The 16,531-nt window shown below is 74.8% G+C and carries 12 protein-coding genes; 3 read left to right on the forward strand and 9 right to left on the reverse strand.

Annotation, left to right across the window (positions count from 1 at the left end):
* Window positions 1-37 precede the first annotated feature (37 nt).
* Window positions 38-901, forward strand: coding sequence for a TetR family transcriptional regulator (locus tag ACIGXM_RS02325; protein ID WP_396555936.1), 864 nt, complete (start codon window positions 38-40; stop codon window positions 899-901).
* Here ACIGXM_RS02325 and ACIGXM_RS02330 read toward each other — a convergent pair.
* The 7 genes from ACIGXM_RS02330 to ACIGXM_RS02360 form a co-directional block, all read right to left on the reverse strand.
* Window positions 873-2,156 (reverse strand): GNAT family N-acetyltransferase, encoded by a 1,284-nt coding sequence (locus tag ACIGXM_RS02330; RefSeq protein WP_396555938.1) that lies wholly within the window; start codon window positions 2,154-2,156, stop codon window positions 873-875. The two genes, ACIGXM_RS02325 and ACIGXM_RS02330, sit on opposite strands and share 29 nt — an antisense overlap.
* A gap of 142 nt (window positions 2,157-2,298) precedes the next feature.
* Window positions 2,299-3,582 carry a C40 family peptidase gene (locus ACIGXM_RS02335; RefSeq protein WP_396555940.1) on the reverse strand — a complete coding sequence of 428 codons (1,284 nt, stop codon included), beginning with the start codon at window positions 3,580-3,582 and terminating at the stop codon, window positions 2,299-2,301.
* Between the two features lie 152 nt (window positions 3,583-3,734).
* Window positions 3,735-4,661, reverse strand: a complete 927-nt coding sequence (locus ACIGXM_RS02340) for a hypothetical protein (RefSeq protein WP_396555941.1) — start codon at window positions 4,659-4,661, stop codon at window positions 3,735-3,737.
* Window positions 4,662-4,755: 94 nt separating this feature from the next.
* Complete coding sequence (locus ACIGXM_RS02345) at window positions 4,756-6,495, reverse strand: threonine/serine exporter family protein (RefSeq protein WP_396555943.1); 1,740 nt, start codon at window positions 6,493-6,495, stop codon at window positions 4,756-4,758.
* Window positions 6,496-6,808: 313 nt separating this feature from the next.
* Window positions 6,809-7,477 (reverse strand): DedA family protein, encoded by a 669-nt coding sequence (locus ACIGXM_RS02350; RefSeq protein ID WP_396555945.1) that lies wholly within the window; start codon window positions 7,475-7,477, stop codon window positions 6,809-6,811.
* 87 nt (window positions 7,478-7,564) lie between these two features.
* Window positions 7,565-9,919: a hypothetical protein gene (locus ACIGXM_RS02355; protein WP_396555947.1), complete on the reverse strand. Its 2,355-nt coding sequence runs from the start codon at window positions 9,917-9,919 to the stop codon at window positions 7,565-7,567.
* Window positions 9,916-11,910, reverse strand: a complete 1,995-nt coding sequence (locus ACIGXM_RS02360; RefSeq protein ID WP_396555949.1) for an ATP-binding protein — start codon at window positions 11,908-11,910, stop codon at window positions 9,916-9,918. The genes ACIGXM_RS02355 and ACIGXM_RS02360 overlap by 4 nt, the downstream gene beginning before the upstream one ends.
* A gap of 257 nt (window positions 11,911-12,167) precedes the next feature.
* Between ACIGXM_RS02360 and ACIGXM_RS02365 the strand changes: the two genes are divergently transcribed.
* Window positions 12,168-12,476 (forward strand): hypothetical protein, encoded by a 309-nt coding sequence (locus tag ACIGXM_RS02365; protein WP_396555951.1) that lies wholly within the window; start codon window positions 12,168-12,170, stop codon window positions 12,474-12,476.
* A gap of 7 nt (window positions 12,477-12,483) precedes the next feature.
* On the opposite strand, the gene ACIGXM_RS02370 is transcribed toward ACIGXM_RS02365, so the two are convergent.
* Window positions 12,484-14,025 carry an MFS transporter gene (locus ACIGXM_RS02370; protein ID WP_396555953.1) on the reverse strand — a complete coding sequence of 514 codons (1,542 nt, stop codon included), beginning with the start codon at window positions 14,023-14,025 and terminating at the stop codon, window positions 12,484-12,486.
* Between the two features lie 136 nt (window positions 14,026-14,161).
* Here ACIGXM_RS02370 and ACIGXM_RS02375 point away from each other — a divergent pair, with 136 nt between their 5' ends.
* A complete protein-coding gene (locus tag ACIGXM_RS02375) occupies window positions 14,162-15,169 on the forward strand; it encodes an Lrp/AsnC family transcriptional regulator (RefSeq protein ID WP_396557342.1) in 1,008 nt (335 codons plus the stop codon).
* Here the strand turns inward: ACIGXM_RS02375 and ACIGXM_RS02380 are convergent.
* Window positions 15,166-16,389 (reverse strand): TetR/AcrR family transcriptional regulator, encoded by a 1,224-nt coding sequence (locus tag ACIGXM_RS02380; RefSeq protein WP_396555955.1) that lies wholly within the window; start codon window positions 16,387-16,389, stop codon window positions 15,166-15,168. The genes ACIGXM_RS02375 and ACIGXM_RS02380 overlap by 4 nt on opposite strands.
* Window positions 16,390-16,531 lie beyond the last annotated feature (142 nt).

Consider the following 16,531-nt stretch of genomic DNA (forward strand, 5'->3'; position numbering starts at 1 on the left):
CCGGGCGCCGACCGCTCCAGGGCTAGGCTCGACCCTCGTGGACGACAGGGCGGCACCGGACTACGGCGTGGGTACGACGGCGGGCACCCGGGCCCGGCCGAAGACGGAGAAGAGCGAGCAGACCCGTGCGCTCATCCTGGAGACCGCGATGCGGCTGTTCCGGGAGCGCGGGTACGACAGGACGACGATGCGCGCGATCGCCGGCGAGGCCGGCGTCTCGGTGGGCAACGCGTACTACTACTTCGCGTCGAAGGAGTACCTGATCCAGGGGTTCTACGACCGGATGACGTACGAGCACGCGGCCGACGCCCGGGCCCGGATGGCCGGGACGCGGGACTTCGCCGGACGCCTGCGGATCGCACTGACCTCCTGGGTCGACTGCGCGGCGCCGTACCACGAGTTCGCCGCGCAGTTCTTCCGGACCGCGGCCGACCCGAACAGTCCGCTGAGCCCCTTCTCCGACGAGTCGCACCCGGCGCGGGCGACCGCCGTGCGGCTCTTCCGCGAGGTGTTGGAGGACTCGGAGCTGGCGCCCAAGCTCGACGCCGAGCTGGCCGAGCTGCTGCCCGACCTGCTCTGGCTGCACCTGATGGTCGTCGTGCTCTACTGGGTGTTCGACCGCACCGAGGACACCGAGCGGACCCGGGCCTTCGTGCACCGCTGCACCCCGCTGGTCGCGAAGCTGGTCACCCTCTCGCGCTACCGGGTCTTCCGCCCGCTGGTGCGGGACGCCAAGGGGCTCGTCCAGGACTTCGTCCTGCCGACCATCGGACGTTCCCGGACCGGCGCACCGGCGGAGGCGGAGGCGGAGGCGACAGGGGCAGCGGCGGAGGCGACAGGGGCAGCGGCGGCGGCAGAAGGGGCGGCGGGGTTCAGAAGCCGTCCGGGTTCCACGCCCTGAGCGGCGTGCGCAGCAGCAGGTCGAGTGCCTGTGCCGCCCCCCGGCGCAGCTCGGTGACCAGCGCGGCCGCGGCGAGCCGCGGGGCCGTCTCGGCGCCGAGGTAGAGCCTGCCGAGTTCGGCCGCGCCCAACGCGAGGTCCGCGGGGTCGTCCGTCCTGGTGACCCGTCCGGTGCCGGTCGGATCCACCTCCAGCGCCCAGCGGCCGGCCGCGTGGCCGTCCGGGTCGGCGACGTCCAGCACCACCCGGCCCGGGGCGCCGTACGTCCGGGCCCCGAAGGCCGCCGGGACGTCCAGCACGCGCAGCCACACGAAGTCGCAGTCGTCCTCGTACGGCCTGGCGGCCCGGGGGTCGGCCAGCAGGAGGGGCAACGGGTCGTCGGGGGCGATGTTGGGCACGGTCACGTGACGCACCCAGTCGACCGAGAGCAGGTAGCGCCAGAGCGCGACCTCGGTCGGCGGATCGAGCGCGAGGAAGTCCCGCACGGTGAGGGTGTTGTCCGGGACGGGGCCGGCCCAGTTGTCGTCCACCCGGTAGACCGCGAGCCCGGTGACCGTGCCGGCGGCGTCCCGGTGGACCACCGCGAACGGCTCCTTCCACTCCCGGCCGGGCATGGTCATCTCGCCGGTGAGCGGCTTCCAGAAAGCGGCGTCGCGGGCTATCGCGCCCGGCCGACCGCGCCGCCAGCGCTCGTGCAGCTCGGGGCCGAGCTTGCCCAGCTCGGCCATGTCGATCAGGTCGAGCCGCCCGCCGGGCACGGTCGGCAGGCCCGGACGCAGGCCACGGGTCCGGCTCAGGTCGACGCGCCAGCCGTGGTGACGGGTCGCCGGGCCGAAGCCGAAGCGGCCGTAGATCCCGTACTCGGCGGCGATCAGGATCGCCACCGCCTCACCGCGGTCGCGCGCGGCGGCCAGCTCACGGGTCATCATCCGGGTCAGCAGGCCACGCCGACGGTGGGTCGGGTGGACGGTCACCCCGGTGATCGCGGAGACCGGGAGCAGCGCCCCGCCGGGCAGCGTCAGCTCGGTGGGAAAACTGCGGAAGGTGCCGACGATGCGCTCACCGTCGAAGGCACCGACGGTACGCTCCGGAAACTGCCTCAGCCGGCGGAACTCGGGCGCGTCCGGCAGCCCGGCCCGCAGGAACCCGACGCTCACCGCCGCGCCCCATGCCGCCAGTTCGTCCTCGCCGACGACACGGATCTCGATGCCGTCCGCCTCGCCCGCGTCCTGCTCCACCGATGTCACGCTGCTCATCGCGCCACCGTAATGCGGACGGACGGAACAGGCAGCCGAATTTCTCCGGCGGGCGCGGGTGCTCGCCGGCCGGGGCGGGGACGGGGATCGTCCCGGCGGCCTCCTCGGTTGCCGCGAGGCCGCGGACTTCACCGTTCGGCGGTCAGGGGCGGGCGTAGAAGTCGGGCGGCCCCATGATCCAGAGGCTGGCCTGCTTGATCACGGCGCCGGTGTGCGGGGCCTCGATGATCTGGTCGTCGCCGACGTAGACGGCCACGTGGTGGATGTCGGCGGCCTTGCCGGTGTGGCTCCAGAAGACCAGGTCGCCGGGGCGCAGGTCGCGGTAGGCCACCGGGGTGGACTCGGCGTACTGGTCGGCGGCGAAGTGGGTGAGGTGCTTGCCGCCCTGCGCCCAGGCCAGCATGGTCAGGCCGGAGCAGTCGTAGCCGCGCGGACCCTCGCCACCCCAGACGTACGGCAGGCCGAGCTTGGAGCGGGCGAAGGCGATGGCGGCCCGGGCGCCCCGCTCGGTCCAGGCGGCGCCGTTGCGGGGCCGGTCGTCGTCGGTGACGGCGGGGGCGGGCGGGGCGGCGGGGCGCGCGACCGCCGCGGCGGCGGTGGCCTTGGCCGCCTTCTCGGCCTGCCGGGCGGCGAGCGCCTCCGACGCCTCCTGCCGCTGGCGGGCCAACTCGACGGTGGTGTGCCGGGCCTGGGCCAGCGCGGCGAGCAGGCCCTCGCGCCGCCCGGCCAGCGCGGTGACCCGTGCCTGCTGTGCGGTGACCCGTGCCTGCGCCTCGGCCTTGGTGTGCTCGACGGCGTCGGCGGCCCGGGTGGCCTCCGCGGCGGCGGACCGGGCGGCGCGGCCGGCCTCGGCGGCGGCGGCCGCGCTGGAGGTGGCGGCGTCCAGGATCTGCCGGGTGCTGTTGCCCGCCTGGCCGACCGCCTCGGCCTGCACGCCCGCGGCCTGCGGTCCGGGGGTGCCCAGCAGGGCGTTGATCGCGGACAGCTCCGGAACGCCGCCCGAGCGGTACATGGCGGCGGCGAGCCGGGCGGCGTCCTCGGCCGCCGCGGCCCGGGCGGCCTCCGCGGCCGAGCCGTGCGCGGTGGCTTCGAGCGCCGTGGCCTGTGCCTTGTCGAGCCGCACCCGGGCACCGTCGTAGGCCTCGACGGCCTGCTCGGCGATCCGGCCGGCCTGGTCCAGCTCGGTCCGGGCACCGGTGAGCTGGGCCTCGATCGCCGACTCCGCCGTCGCCGCGTGGTCCGCCTCGGCCTGTGCCCGGGAGATCGCGTCGGTCGTCGGGGAGGGCGGGTCGTCCGCCGGCGCGGCGGTCCGCTGGCCACCGTGGGTGACCGGGCGCGGTGCCGCGAGCGCGCCGGCCGGGGCGGGCAGCGGGCTCGCCGCGACGGCGAGGGCCAGCAGCAGGGTGGGCAGCAGCCTGCGGATCACGAGAGGGGCCTCCCCGTGCGACGATCGGTCATAGATCCCATCAGGTGACTATGTGGTCACTTATTGTCATAGTCTCAAACATGACGAATCGTCAGCGCTAACCTCGCATCCGCCAGGTGGGTGAGGGATCGGAGCGGCTCGAAGCAGCGCGGTCAGGGCCTGCGGCGGGCGGCGCGGGTGCGGGTGCGGTACGAACGGGTCCGGCCGGCCTGGACGGTGCGGCGGCGCTGGACGGCGGCGCGTTCGGCGGTCCGGGTGCTGCGCGTCTCCAGGTGCGCGGCGGCCCGGGCGGCCAGCTGCTCGGCCACCCGGTGGGTCGCCGCGTGGTGGGCCGGAACCTTGTCCGGCGCGCCCGCGATCAGGTCGAAGACCCAGGTCCGGGCCCGGTCCGCGCGCCGGTGCAGCAGCCGTTCGCGGCGCTGCGCCCGGGCCCGGCGGCGCGGCCGGCCCGCGTAGCGCCAGCGCGCCCAGGGACTGGACGGACGGGCCAGCCGGACCGCGCCGATCCAGGACAGGCCCGGCACCATGATGCCCAGCAGTCCGGTCCACACCTTGCCCTTGAAGAGCGCGACCAGCGACATCAGCGCGTTCACCGAGATCACCGCGACCAGCCCCCACCGGGTGTCCTCCCCCGGGACCACGCCCAGCGGGACGTAGCCGGTGAGCAGCAGCGCCGTCAGCAGGATCCCGAGGATCACCGCGTCCACCGACTTGCGGCCCTGCTCGCTCCAGTAGACGTCCTCCAGATGCAGGATCAGCGCGAACTCGTCCAGCACCAGGCCGCAGCCGATCCCGAAGAGCAGCCCGAACCAGTCGATCCACGGGTGGCCGCCGCTGGTCGCGAAGACCCCGATCCCGGCCACCAGCAGGCAGCCGACCCCGAAGACCATGTGGTGGATGTGCAGCCCGCCCGGCGTGATGTTCCCCGGCCACCAGCGGACCTGGGCCCGGATCATCCGCACGCTGAACCGGATGAACACGAAGGAGCTGATGAAGCCGACCAGCAGCAGGAAGAGCGGCTGCTTGTGCGCCGCCACGATGTGCTCGTGGTAGCCGTTCACCAGGCCGGCGATCTGCATGAGCGGGTCTTTCTCGGGTCGACGTCCTTCGTCCTCGGGCTCGGGTCGGGCACGCCGGCGGTGGCGCGCCGGGGCCCGTGGTACTAACGGCCGATCAGAACCCCCGGGTGCGCTTCGCCGCCCGGCGCGGCACGCTGAAGTACGGCACCAGCCGGTGCTCCGCGCCGGGGCCGGGCACCTTCAGGAAGAGCCGGGCCACCTCGCCTCCCAGGTTCACCCCGATCGCCAGCGCCATGGCCAGCGCGGCGGCCCGGCTGACCGAGACCAGCCCGGCCGAGGAGTGCGACTGGGCGAACGAGAGCATCCCCAGGTAGAGCGCGGAACCGGGCATCAGCGGGCCGAGCGCGGCGGTCACCAGCGGCAGCGCCGAGGCGTTCCGGTAACGGGCCATCAGCTGTCCGAAGAGACCGACCAGGCCGGCCGCCATCCCGGTGGCCACGATCGCCGAGACGTGGGCGTTGTAGACCAGCACGCCGTACGTCGTCCAGCCGATCCCGCTGTTGAAGGTGACCAGCGCGAGGGTGCGCCGGTCGGTCTGCAGCAGCATCGCGAAGGCCAGCGTGAGCAGCATCGCGGCGACCAGTTGGACCGGTGGGTTGTTGGCCCCGCTCATGGTCTCGGCCGGTTTGAGGTTGGCGTCGTAGCTGACCCCGGCGTAGAGGATCAGCATCACGCCGATCACGATGCCGGCCACCAGGTAGACCACTTCGAGCAGCCGGGCGGCGGCGGTGATGTAGAAGCCGGTCAGGCCGTCCTGCACGGCCGCCACCAGGGCCCGTCCGGGCAGCAGGGCGAACAGGCCACCGGTGATCACGATCGAGCCGCGCAGGCCGAGGTCGTTGAGCGAGAGGATGATGCCGAAGGCGGCGGCCGGCATCGCGGCGACCACGAACTGGTAGAACTCCGGCAGCCCGCGCCGGGCCACCAGCGAGGCCAGCCGGTCACCGACGATCGCGGCGACGAAGGCGTTGGCGAAGACCAGCCAGGCCTTGGCGTCGATCCGGCCGCCGACCAGGAAGGTGGCCGCACCGGCCAGCAGGCCGGTGGTCAGCGAGATCAGCCAGGCCGGGTACGGGTGGCGGTTGCGGCGGATCACGGCGAGCCGGCGGTAGGCGTCGTTGACGGTGAGCCGCTCGGCCGTGATGTCGGCGACCAGGCGGTGGACGGCGGCCAGCCGGGTGTAGTCGGAGGTCCGGCGGCGGACCACCCGGGCGGCGGTGACCGGGGCCTCGACCAGCGAGGGCTGGTAGGAGATCGAGATCAGGGTGAAGGTGACCTGCGGCTCGCAGCGGTCCAGGCCGTAGGCGTGGGTGACGCCCAGCATGGCGGCCTCGACGTCCTCGGCGCTCTCACCGCTGGCCAGCAGCAGCTCGCCGATCCGCAGGCTGAGGTCGAGGATGCGCGGCACGTTGCGGGCGGTGGCCTCACCCTTGGCCTCGCGCGGGGTGCGCTCGAAGGCCGGGCGCTCGGACATCGGGGTGCGCAGCAGGGTGCGCATCCGGTCCGGCCAGGGCGCCGCGCCGGGGGCGCCGGGTCGCAGGGTGGGGATGTCGACGTCGACGTCGGCCGGCGGGTGGTAGCCGACGGCCCGCCAGACCTCCAGGGCGACGGTGTCCTCGGAGGAACCGCCGACGCCCTCGGGGGCGGTGGGCTCGGGGGCGGGGTGGCCCAGCAGGCCGGGGGTCTCCACGGGGAGCGGGGCGAGCGGGATCTCCTGGGTCCGCTCGGCGGGCGGGAGGGGGTGGCCGAGCAGGCCCTCGGTCGGCGGGGCCTCGCGCTCGGGGGTGCCGGGCTCGTCGGGGGTGGGCGCCGGGGTGGCTGCTCCCGTTGCCACGGGTGCCGGTTCGGCGGACGTCGGCCGCCCGTCACGCCCCGGGTCCGTCGCCCGGGTCCGTCCGTTCCCCCTGCTCCCGCCGCGCAGATTCCTGCTGCTGCCCGGCCGGCCCCGCTTAGGCACTGCCGCTCCCCTCGCCATCCTGATGGCCTGCCGCCACCGTCATGATCGTCTGTTTGTACTTCCACCTTGCCCGACGCCGACCCCGCGTGCACGGGGTGCCACTGGCATTGAGCGAATGGATTGTCCAAAGAGCGAACGATACGACTGTTTGATGAGCTTTGGGATCATCGCCCCTGGTGGCGGCGGTCTGTCAGCGCCGCGTGGGGGCGGGCTCGGGGTGCGCTGCCTGGACGCGCGAAGGGCGGAGTCGGGCGCGCAACAGCTCGATCGCGACCGGCAGCGCCGAGACCAGGACGATGCCGACCAGGATCAGGTCGATGTGGTCCCGCACGAAGGCCACCTGGCCCAGGAAGTACCCGAGCACGGTCACCCCGGCCCCCCAGAGCACGCCGCCCAGCACGTTGCAGACCAGGAAACGGCGGTAGTTCATCCGACTGACCCCGGCGACGATCGGCGTGAAGGTCCGCACGATCGGCACGAACCGGGCCAGCACCAGCGCCTTCGGCCCGTGCCGCGCGAAGAACGCCGCCGCCTTCTCGACGTTCTCCTGCCTGAAGAACCGCGAGTCGGGCCGGCCGAACAGGCTCGGGCCGACCCGCCGCCCGAACAGGTAGCCGGCCTGGTCGCCGACCACCGCGGCGGCGACCACCAGCAGGCAGACCAGCCAGAGCGGCTGCGTGACGAACTGGCCGTGCGCCACCAGCAGGCCGGTGGTGAAGAGCAGCGAGTCGCCGGGCAGGAAGAAGCCGATCAGCAGCCCGGACTCGGCGAAGACCACCGCCAGGATGCCGAGCAGACCGAAGTCGGTGATCAAGGCGGTCGGATCGAGCCAGGCGGGGCCGAGGGCAAGGCTGTTCACGAGGGGGCACTCCGGGGGGTCTCGGGGGCTCCTCCCGATGGTAAAGCATTGGCAAAGTCGATGGAGAACGGCGGACGCGCGGGCCGGTCAGAGGCCGTAGCGGGTGATGGTCCGCTGGTGGGGGGTGGGGTCGGCGCCGGCCGCGGTGGCGAGGTCGAGCCAGGCCAGCGGGTGCGGCCAGTGGGCGGTCAGGCGGTGGAGGAGGGCGTCGGCGTCGGCGGCGGAGGCGGTCGGCGGGATTCCGACGGCCGCGTAGAGACCGGGCAGCGAGCCGTCCTCGTCCGCCGGGTCGCTGATCCGGTACTCGCTGCCGCTGTAGGCCCACACCCCGTACCCCGCCGTCTCGAGGGCCGCGCGCAGCTCGGCCCAGGGTTCCGGGCCGGGCCAGCCGCCGTCGATCCAGTGGGTGGTGTAGCCCGCCGGGTCGAGCAGGGTGAGCAGCTCGAAGGTGGGCCGCCAACCCTCCCGTTCCTCGGCCGGCGCGTCCTCGCCGGGGCGCGGCTCCAGCAGGGCCGGTGTGAAGACCACCACGTCGCGGTGGTTGAGCGGGACCTCGTCGCCCAGCACCGGCAGGATCCGGGCGGTGGCCGGCCCGGTGCGGACGGCGGGCAGGTCCGCCGGGGAGCCGTTGTCGCGCCGGGCCCGGACGGTGACCAGCTGCAGCTCCTCGTCGATCGGACCCTCGGAGCCGTCGAACGCGAAGCCGAGCCGGCCGGCCACCTCCCGCACCACGGCCCAGTCGCGGTTGGCGCTGGCGGCGGTCACCAGGTGCCAGAGGTCGGCCTGCTCGACGTCCGCGTCAGCGGCCCGGGCCAGCAGCTCCTGGTAGTGGCGCTGGGCCGCCGGATGGTCGCCGAGTTCGGTGCCGGCCCGGGCGGCGAGCCGGCGCGGGGCGAGCCGCTCGGGGTCCGTCGCGAGCAGCGCCGCGCACAGCTCGGCGGCCTCCGCCCAGCGGCCCTCGGCCTCCGCCCAGCGCGCCCGCACCCAGTACGCCTGACCCGGCGCGGTCGTGGCCAGCCGCTCGGCCAGCCGGCGGACGCCCTCCGCGTCGCGCGCCTCGATCAGCACCGACCCGAGCACGACGGGGAGGTCGGGGTGGTCCGGGTCGGCGTCCAGCCGGGCCCAGAGCAGCTCGGCCCCGGTCCGTTCCTGGCCCAGCGCGGCCAGCAGGGCGGCCAGGTTGAGCAACAGCTCGGTGGCGGGCGCCGGGTCGCCGGCGGGCGGCTCGCCGACCGCGGCCCAGCCGGCGGCGAGCAGGTCGAGGTCGGCTTCCGGCTCCTCGGCCCCGCCCGCTTCGGCGCGGGTGGCGAACCAGTCCAGCAGCTCCCCCGGAGCCACCGGCAGCGCGGCCACCGGCAGCGCCTCGGCGGCGGCGCGCAGTTCGGCGAGCGGCCCGGCCACCCCGTCCGTCCGGCGCAGCACGGCGAGCTTGCGCTCGGCGGTGCCGACCAGCGCCAGCGCGACCGTCCGCGCCCCGCGCCGGACCGCGAGCCGGCCGGCGATCAGGGCCAGGTCCAGGCACGGGCGGTGCGAGCCGGCGGCGTCCAGGTACGAGACCCAGTCGGCCAGCCGGGCGCCGAGCTCGACGTCGTTCGGGTGGTGACCGGCGACGGCCAACCGCTCCACCGTGTCCGCCCAACGGTGCCGCAGGTCGGCGTACTCCTGCGCCTCCTCGGCCGGGGGCAGCTGCGCCAGCGCCTCCGCCCAGCGGCCGAGCGCGGCCAGCCCGCGTGCCCGGTTCACCGCGAACTTGCGCCGGTCGTCGTCGTCCAGCGGGCGCCCGGTGGCGGTGTGGGCCTGCTCGGCGGTGTCCAGCGCGGCGAGCATCTCCTCGTAGCGGCCGAGCCGGTGGAGCGCGGAGGCCCGGCCGTGCCCGAAGGCGAGCGAGACCCGCTGGCCGGCCGCCTGGATCCGGGTCTGTGCCCGGTCCAGATGGGCGAGCGTGGCCTCGGCCCGCCCGTCGTCCTCCAGGGTGTCGGCGTACTCGCGGGAGAGGCAGTCGAAGCAGGCGCGGGCCGGCTCGACCCGTTCCAGCGTCTCCTCCAGCACCGCGAGCCGCTCCGAGACGTAGCCGGGGCCGTCGATGTTGGCGTGGCAGATGGTGAAGTCCTGGACGGCGCAGACCGACTGCGGGCAGCCGGCGGTCTCCTCGCGGTGCGCGAACTCCAGCAGCGAGACCGCCTCGGCCATCGCCTGCTCACCCTGGTGACGCTTGTTCAGCAGGTTCTGCAGCCGCCAGTGCCGCAGGAAGACCTCGACCCAGTCCAGCCCGAGCGCCCGGGCCGAGGCGAGCGCCTCGGGGAACATCGCGTCGAGCTGCTCGTTGCGGCCGTCCACGGCGTGGCCGGAGATCTCGGCCAGGGCGTTGGCCAGCCGGTACTGGCCGGAGTCGAGGAGCTGCTCGTGCGTGTCGTGCACCCAGCCCCAGATGTCGGTGGTCACGCGCTCTCCCCCCGCGGGCCGGACGGGTCGGCTGACTCCGGCGGGTCGGACGGCTCAGTGCCGAACAGCCCGGCCAGGTCGGCCGGCAGCACCCCGGTGGGAACGGCCGGCGCGGTGAGCGCGGCCACCGCCGTACCGACCCCGGCCAGCGCGGCGGCCAGGTCGCCGCCGGTCGGGCCGGCCGCCGCCGCCATGATCACCTTGAGCGAGCGGAGCAGCCCGGCGGCGGTGGCGCTGCCGGTGTGCCCGGAGCGGTAGGCGGTGAGCAGGTCCTGGACGGCCGGCGAGCCGGTGTTCAGGTAGAGCCGGGCCTTGACCGTGCCCTCGGTCCGGGCGGTGAACGCCCGGGCCAGCCGCAGCGCGGCGGACGGGATCCGGGCGTCCGCCTGGTCGTCCTCGATCCGGGCCTTCAGCTCGGCCTCCCGGTCCGGGACCAGCACCAGTGGCAGGCCGGGCGGGTCGAACCGGGCCGGCACCAGCAGCTCCTCCCGGTCCGCCAGCGCGGCGGCCAGCCAGGCGGTCTCCTCCGCGGGCAGCGGACGCTCGGGCTCGCGGAACAGCGCGCGGTTGCCGCTCTCGCCGCCCAGCTCGACCAGCCGGCAGCCGCGCAGTTCGGCGTAGCGGCGCAGGAACGGCAGCACGGCGTAGCGGTCACCACGGGCGATCGGAACCCGCATCGCCCGGTAGAGCATCTCCTCGAAGCCGCCGCCGCTGCCGAGCGCGACGTGCACCGCGCCGTTCCCGGCCGCCCGCAGCGCACCCGCGGTCAGGTCGCCCTGCGAGGTGGGTACCGGGACGTCGTCGGCGAGCAGGGTGAAGAGCCGTTCGTCGCAGAGTGCCGCGCCGAGCAGGTCCTGACCGTGCCGGGCGAGGATCCGGCGCCAGGCGGCGGGGTGCAGCCGGGCGGTCTCGTAGAGGCCGTCCACGACGGCCTCGGCCAGCGCCCGCTGGAGCGCGCGGTAGTGCTCGTCGCGCTGGAGGTCCTCGCGGCTGGCGGTGGGGGTGAGGCGGTTGGACTCGACCACGCCGCCGACGAACCCGGCCCAGCCGGGCAGCAGGTCGCGGGCGTCGTCGGCGAGCAGCATGCCGCGCAGGTAGACGGCCAGGTCACGGTTGTCGCTGCTGCCGTACGTGCCGCCGTCCTGCACCCAGAGCAGGCCGACCGCGTCGGAGCCCTCGACGGGCCCGAACGGGAAGGCGGTGAGCGGCTCGAAGCGACGGCCGAAGGCGGTGGCGAAGGCCATCCGGGCGGCGTGCCGGCGCTCGGCGGGGAGCCGCTCACGCCAGGGCACCGGGACGTCGTTGACCGGCCGGGCGTCGTCGCCGACGTGGACCGGGACGCCGAGCAGCACGCAGTACCGGGTGAGCACCCCGCGCAGCGCCTGCTCGTCGGCCAGGTGCGCGTGTTCGGGCTTGAGGGCCAGCTCGACCACGGTGCCCGGGACCGGCCGCGGGTCGGTGGGCTCGACCTGGTACTGCTCGCCGCCGCGGCTGCGGTAGCGGTGGCCGCGGGTGGGCTCGCGGTGCGAGGTGGTGGTGACGGTGACCTCGTCGGCCACCGAGAAGGCGGAGAGGAAACCGAGGCCGAAGGCACCGATCAGCTCCTCGCTGCCGGTGACCTCGCGCAGCAGCCGGGTGTAGCCGGTGCCGACGGTGGCCAGGTAGGCGTGGATCTCCGGTTCGGTGAGGCCGGCGCCGGTGTCCTCGATGGTGACGGTCCGGGCGGCCGCGTCGCCCCGGACCCGGATCAGCGGGGTGGCCGCGGCGGCGCCGGCCGGGTCCTCCAGCCGGCGCCGGGTGTGCGAGTCGTGGGCGTTCTGCACGAGTTCGCGCAGCGCGACCAGCGGGGTGGAGTAGAGGTGCGTGGCGAGGACGCCCACCAGGCCGCCGAGGTCGACCTCGGTGGTCCGCAACCGCCCGGGGGCGGGGTCGTTCGCCGGTCCGTTCGCCGGCGCGCGGTCGGGGTCCTGACCTTCGTGACCTACAGACATGAGGCCTCAGTGTGCCAGTACGACCATCAGCCGACCAGCGCTTTCCGAAGCGGCAAGCCTGCCCAGGTCAGCCGCCCGTTGAAACCTCCGGGCCGGGCTTTCCCAGGACAATCCCACCATCGGGCGAATCGACCGCCGATCCATGGCCCCGCGGCGGTGGGCTGGTGAATGCTGATCACGCGACGTCAGGCAACGGCGCAGCCGGGGTGGCCACCCCGCAGACGCCACTCGCAAGTACCTCCGCAAGGGAGACCATCGTGTCCCGTACCCGTGCCCTCACCGCCCTCACCGCCCTCGGTGCCTTCCTGCTCCTCGGCATCGGCAGCGCCCAGGCCGACGACGGCGCCGGAGCCGGCAACGGCTCCAACGCCAGCGTGGTCAGCGACTGGGGCTCCGGAAACGTGGTCGGCAGCGTGACCGGCAACGGCAACCACAGTCAGCAGACCGCCACCGGCGGCGGTGGCAGCAACCAGAACGACTCCGTCGGCGTGGCCGGCAACTCCGGCAACGTCGGCACCCTGCAGGGCAACCTCAACTTCCTGCACTCGGTGCGGTGGCACGGCTGACGCTTCGTCAGCCAGTGACCGGGGCGGGCCGTTCGCGGCCCGCCCCGGCCTGTTCCGGCGCGGCGTGCCCGACCGCCGGGGCGGGCTTGCGGACCAGTAGCAGCACGAGCAGGCCGCCCGCGATCCCCAGCGCACCGGCCAGCAGGTAGCTGGCGCGCAGCCCGTCGGCGAACGCCCCGTCCACCAACGCCCGGATGCTGGCGTGGAGTTGGGGAGCCGAGCGGTCGATCACCGCGGCCGCCCGGCCGCCGGCCAGCGCGTCCGCGAGCGGCCGCGGATCCGCCGCGCCCCGGGAGCGCAGCCCGTCCGACAGACCGTTCTGGAAGGCCACCCCGAGCAGCGCGATGCCCAGCGCGTTGCCCAGCTGGCGGGCGGTGTTGACGGCTCCGGCCGCCATCCCGCCGCGCTCCGGCGGCACCGCCGCCATCGCGGTGGCGGAGAGCGCGGGCACCGCCACCCCGACGCCGATGCCACTGACCGCCAGGCCGGGCAGCAGCACCGGCCAGCTGGAGCCGGCCCCGACCGTCGCCTGCAGCAGCGCACCGGTGCCGATCAGCAGCAGGCCGAGCCCGATCGTCAGGCGCGGGGAGACCGAGTGCAGCCGCCGCCCGGCCCCCGCCGACACCAGGCAGGAGGCCACGCTCATCGGCAGCAGCGCCAGGCCGGCCGTCACCGGGCCCATCCCGCGCACCGACTGCAGCCAGAGCGAGGTCAGGCCGAAGTACGAGAAGGCCGCGCCGGACAGCAGCAGGCCGCCCAGCAGCACCCCGGCGAAGGACGGCCGGCGGAGCAGCGCGAGGTCCAGCATCGGGTGCGCGGTGCGCCGCTCGACCAGCACGAACGCGACCAGCGCCAGCGCGCCGAGGGCGAGCAGGCCTAGCGTGGTGGCCGAGGTCCAGCCGTTGTCGCCGCCACGGACCAGGGCGAAGGTCACCGCGCCGGCGGCCACCGTGAAGGTCAGCAGGCCGGGCAGGTCCACGCCGCGCGCGTGCGGGTTGCGGGACTCCCCGACGTACCGCAGGGTGACCAGCACCGCCAGCGCGCTGACCGGCAGGTTGACGAAGAAGATCCAGCGCCAGTCCAGGTGCTGGGTGAGCAGGCCGCCCAGTACCGGTCCGGTCGCCGCCGCGGCACCGCTCACCGCGCCCCAGACGCCGAACGCCACCCCGCGGTCGCGCCCGTGGTAGGTGCTGTTCAGCAGGGCCATGGTGGTGGCGAACATCGCCGCGCCGCCGATCCCCTGAACGGCCCGGAAGGCGATCAGTGCCCCCGGTCCGGTGGCCAGCCCGCAGGCCAGCGAGGCCGCGGCGAACAGCACCAGCCCGGCGACGTAGACCCTGCGCCGGCCCACCAGGTCGGCCAGCGACCCGGCGCCCATCAGCAGTGCCGCTAGCGCGAGCGCGTAGCCGTCCATCACCCACTGCAGCTCGGCGAACGAGGTGTGCAGGCCGGAGGCCATGTCCGGCAGTGCGACCGTCACCACGGTGACGTCCACCAGCAGCATGAAGGCGCCCAGGCAGACCGCGATCAGCGGCAGCCACTTTCTCATCGGTTCACTCCGTTTTGCTCCGTCCGGCTCGGTCCCCGGTCCGGTTTCGACGTCTGGAAAGCTCGCATCCGCTGCGGCTCAGGCCTGCTCCAGCGCCCGCTGGATGGCGGAATCCGACATTCACCGCCGTGGGATGATGGAAAGCGTGTCTGCCAGCGAACCCATCGCCCCCGCCCTCGACCTGCTGGACCAGCGCCTGGTGCAGGCCCTGGAGGTGGACGGCCGGGCCCCGTTCGCCAGGCTGGCGAGTGTGCTCGGCGTCTCGGACCAGACGGTGATCCGCCGCTACCGCCGGCTGCGCGGCGACGGGCTGCTCCGGGTGGTCGGTCTGCCGGTGGGGCCACGGGTCGGGCTGCTGGAGTCCTGGCTGCGGGTGCAGTGCACTCCGGACGCGGCGGTGGCGGTCGCGGACGCCCTGGCCCGCCGCCCCGACATCGCCTGGGTCACCCTCAACTCCGGTGGCACCGAGGTGAACTGCGTGACCCGGGCGCGCAGCAGGGAGGACCGGGACACCCTGCTGCTGCAGAAGCTGCCGCGCACCCAGCGGGTGACGGCGGTGAGCGCGCACTCGGTGCTGCGGGTCTTCAGCGGCGGCCCGGACCACCGGGGGACGCACCTGCTGACCGCCGAGCAGATCGCGGCGCTGGCCCCGGTGGTCCACCCCACCACGGACCGGGTTCCGCTGGACGCCGCCGACCGGGCACTGTTCGCCGCGCTGACCCAGGACGGCCGGGCCAGCTACGCCGAGCTGGCCCGGGCCACCGGCCTGTCGGAGTCCACCGTGCGCCGGCGGGCCGAACAGTTGCGGGACTGCGGAGCGCTCTACTACGACGTGGAGATCGACAACACCCTGCTGGGTTACCAGAGCGCCGCGGTGCTGTGGGCCACCGTCGCACCGGCCGACCTCGCGGCGGTGGGGGCGGCACTGGCGGAACACCCGGAGGTCGCGTACGCGGCGGCCGTCACCGGGCCGGCGAGCCTGGTCGCGGTGCTGGTGTGCAGCGACAACGAGGCGCTGTACGAGTACCTCACCGGCCGGCTCGGGGCACTGCCGGCGATCCAGCGGGTCGAGCTGACCCAGGTGATCCGGCAGGTCAAACGGGCCGGGATGCGGCTGGAGGGGCACCGGCTGGTGGAGCCCTAACCGGGACTGGTCCGAAGCTCCGCCGGCAGGCCCAGGACGGCGTGCGCGAGGTGGTCGAGGCACGGGGTGAGCGCGGGGTCGGCGAGCCGGCCGGGGTGCCGGACGGCGTCGTTGACCAGGCCGAACATCGCGTGGACGCGGATCCGGGCCTCGGCGTTGTCGTAGCCGGGGCGGACCTGCCGGAGCAGGTCGACCCAGATCCGCAGGAAGTCGCGGCGGAAGTCGAGGGCCGCCTTGCGGTCGGGCTCGCCGAGCCGGTCGGTCTCGCTGACCACGGCGCCCAGGTAGTGGTGGTGGCGCCGGGCGAAGTCCAGGTAGGCGCCGAGGCCGCACTCCAGCGCCTCGGCGGGGGTGGCGACGCCGGCGATCGCCCCGGTCACCTCGTGCCAGAGCCGCTCGCGGGACCGGACCAGGGCGGCGGCGAGCAGCTCGGCCTTGGTCGGGAAGTGCTTGTAGACGCTCGGGCCGGCGATGCCGACCGCGGCGCCGAGCCGGTCGGTGGTGACGTTGTCGAAGCCGCGCTCGTGGAACAACCGGACGGCGGCGACCAGGAGTTCCTCCCGGCGGCCGGCCGGCGGCGGGTCCGGCGGGACGGGTCGGGCCGGCCGGCGCGCGGGGTGCCCGGCGCAGCGGACCGCGAGCAACGCCAACAGCAGCTCGCGCAGCAGGCGTTCGAAACGTCGACGCGGGGGCGCGAAGGTGTGGTTGGACAGGCTCGCGCCCACCGAGAGCGCCGCCCAGAGCAGCGACTCGGCCTGCGCGGGCTCGAGTTCGGGACGGGCCGCGGTCAGCACCCGGGCCGCCCGGCGGACGTCGGCGCGCAACGCGCGGCGCAGCTCGGCGCGTTGCGCGGGCGGGAGGAGGCGGGCGTCGCGTTGCCAGAGCGTGCCGAGCGCCCGCTGGTCGAGGGCGACCCGGGCCAGCCGCTCGGCCAGCGCGGCCGGACCGGCGGCTTCGGTCGCGGCTCCGGCGGCGGATTCGGCGGCGGTGACGGCCCGGGCGAGTTCGTCCAGACCGGCCCGGACGGCCTGCCGCAGCAGCTCCGGCTTGCCCCGGTAGTGCCGGTACAGCGCGGGGGCGGTGATGCCCACCGCCGCGGCCACGTCGGCCATCGAGACCTGGTGGTAGCCGTGGCGGTGGAACTGCTCGGCGGCCACCGTCAGGATCTGGCTCCGCCGCCCGCGCGGACGCCGCGCCGGTGCCGCGACCTCCCCCGCCATTCCCACCCCCTCGCCGCCACGCCCGAGACCCGGCTACCCATGATTCACATAAAGCGCTCGGAGGTCCACCCGTGGAGAGCCCCCGGACCCGCGCCGACTCTGGACAGCGAAGCTACCGAGGATTAACTTGGCCAGCGATCAC

This window comes from Kitasatospora sp. NPDC052896 (assembly GCF_044547075.1).
In the GTDB taxonomy this organism is placed as follows: domain Bacteria; phylum Actinomycetota; class Actinomycetes; order Streptomycetales; family Streptomycetaceae; genus Kitasatospora.

Coding starts and splice junctions, on each gene's coding strand:
- ACIGXM_RS02375 (WP_396557342.1), top strand. CDS start 14,162: ATGGAAAGCGTGTCTGCCAGCGAACCCATCGCCCCCGCCCTCGACCTG.
- ACIGXM_RS02330 (WP_396555938.1), bottom strand. CDS start 2,156: ATGAGCAGCGTGACATCGGTGGAGCAGGACGCGGGCGAGGCGGACGGC.
- ACIGXM_RS02370 (WP_396555953.1), bottom strand. CDS start 14,025: ATGAGAAAGTGGCTGCCGCTGATCGCGGTCTGCCTGGGCGCCTTCATG.
- ACIGXM_RS02380 (WP_396555955.1), bottom strand. CDS start 16,389: ATGGCGGGGGAGGTCGCGGCACCGGCGCGGCGTCCGCGCGGGCGGCGG.
- ACIGXM_RS02340 (WP_396555941.1), bottom strand. CDS start 4,661: ATGCAGATCGCCGGCCTGGTGAACGGCTACCACGAGCACATCGTGGCG.
- ACIGXM_RS02360 (WP_396555949.1), bottom strand. CDS start 11,910: ATGTCTGTAGGTCACGAAGGTCAGGACCCCGACCGCGCGCCGGCGAAC.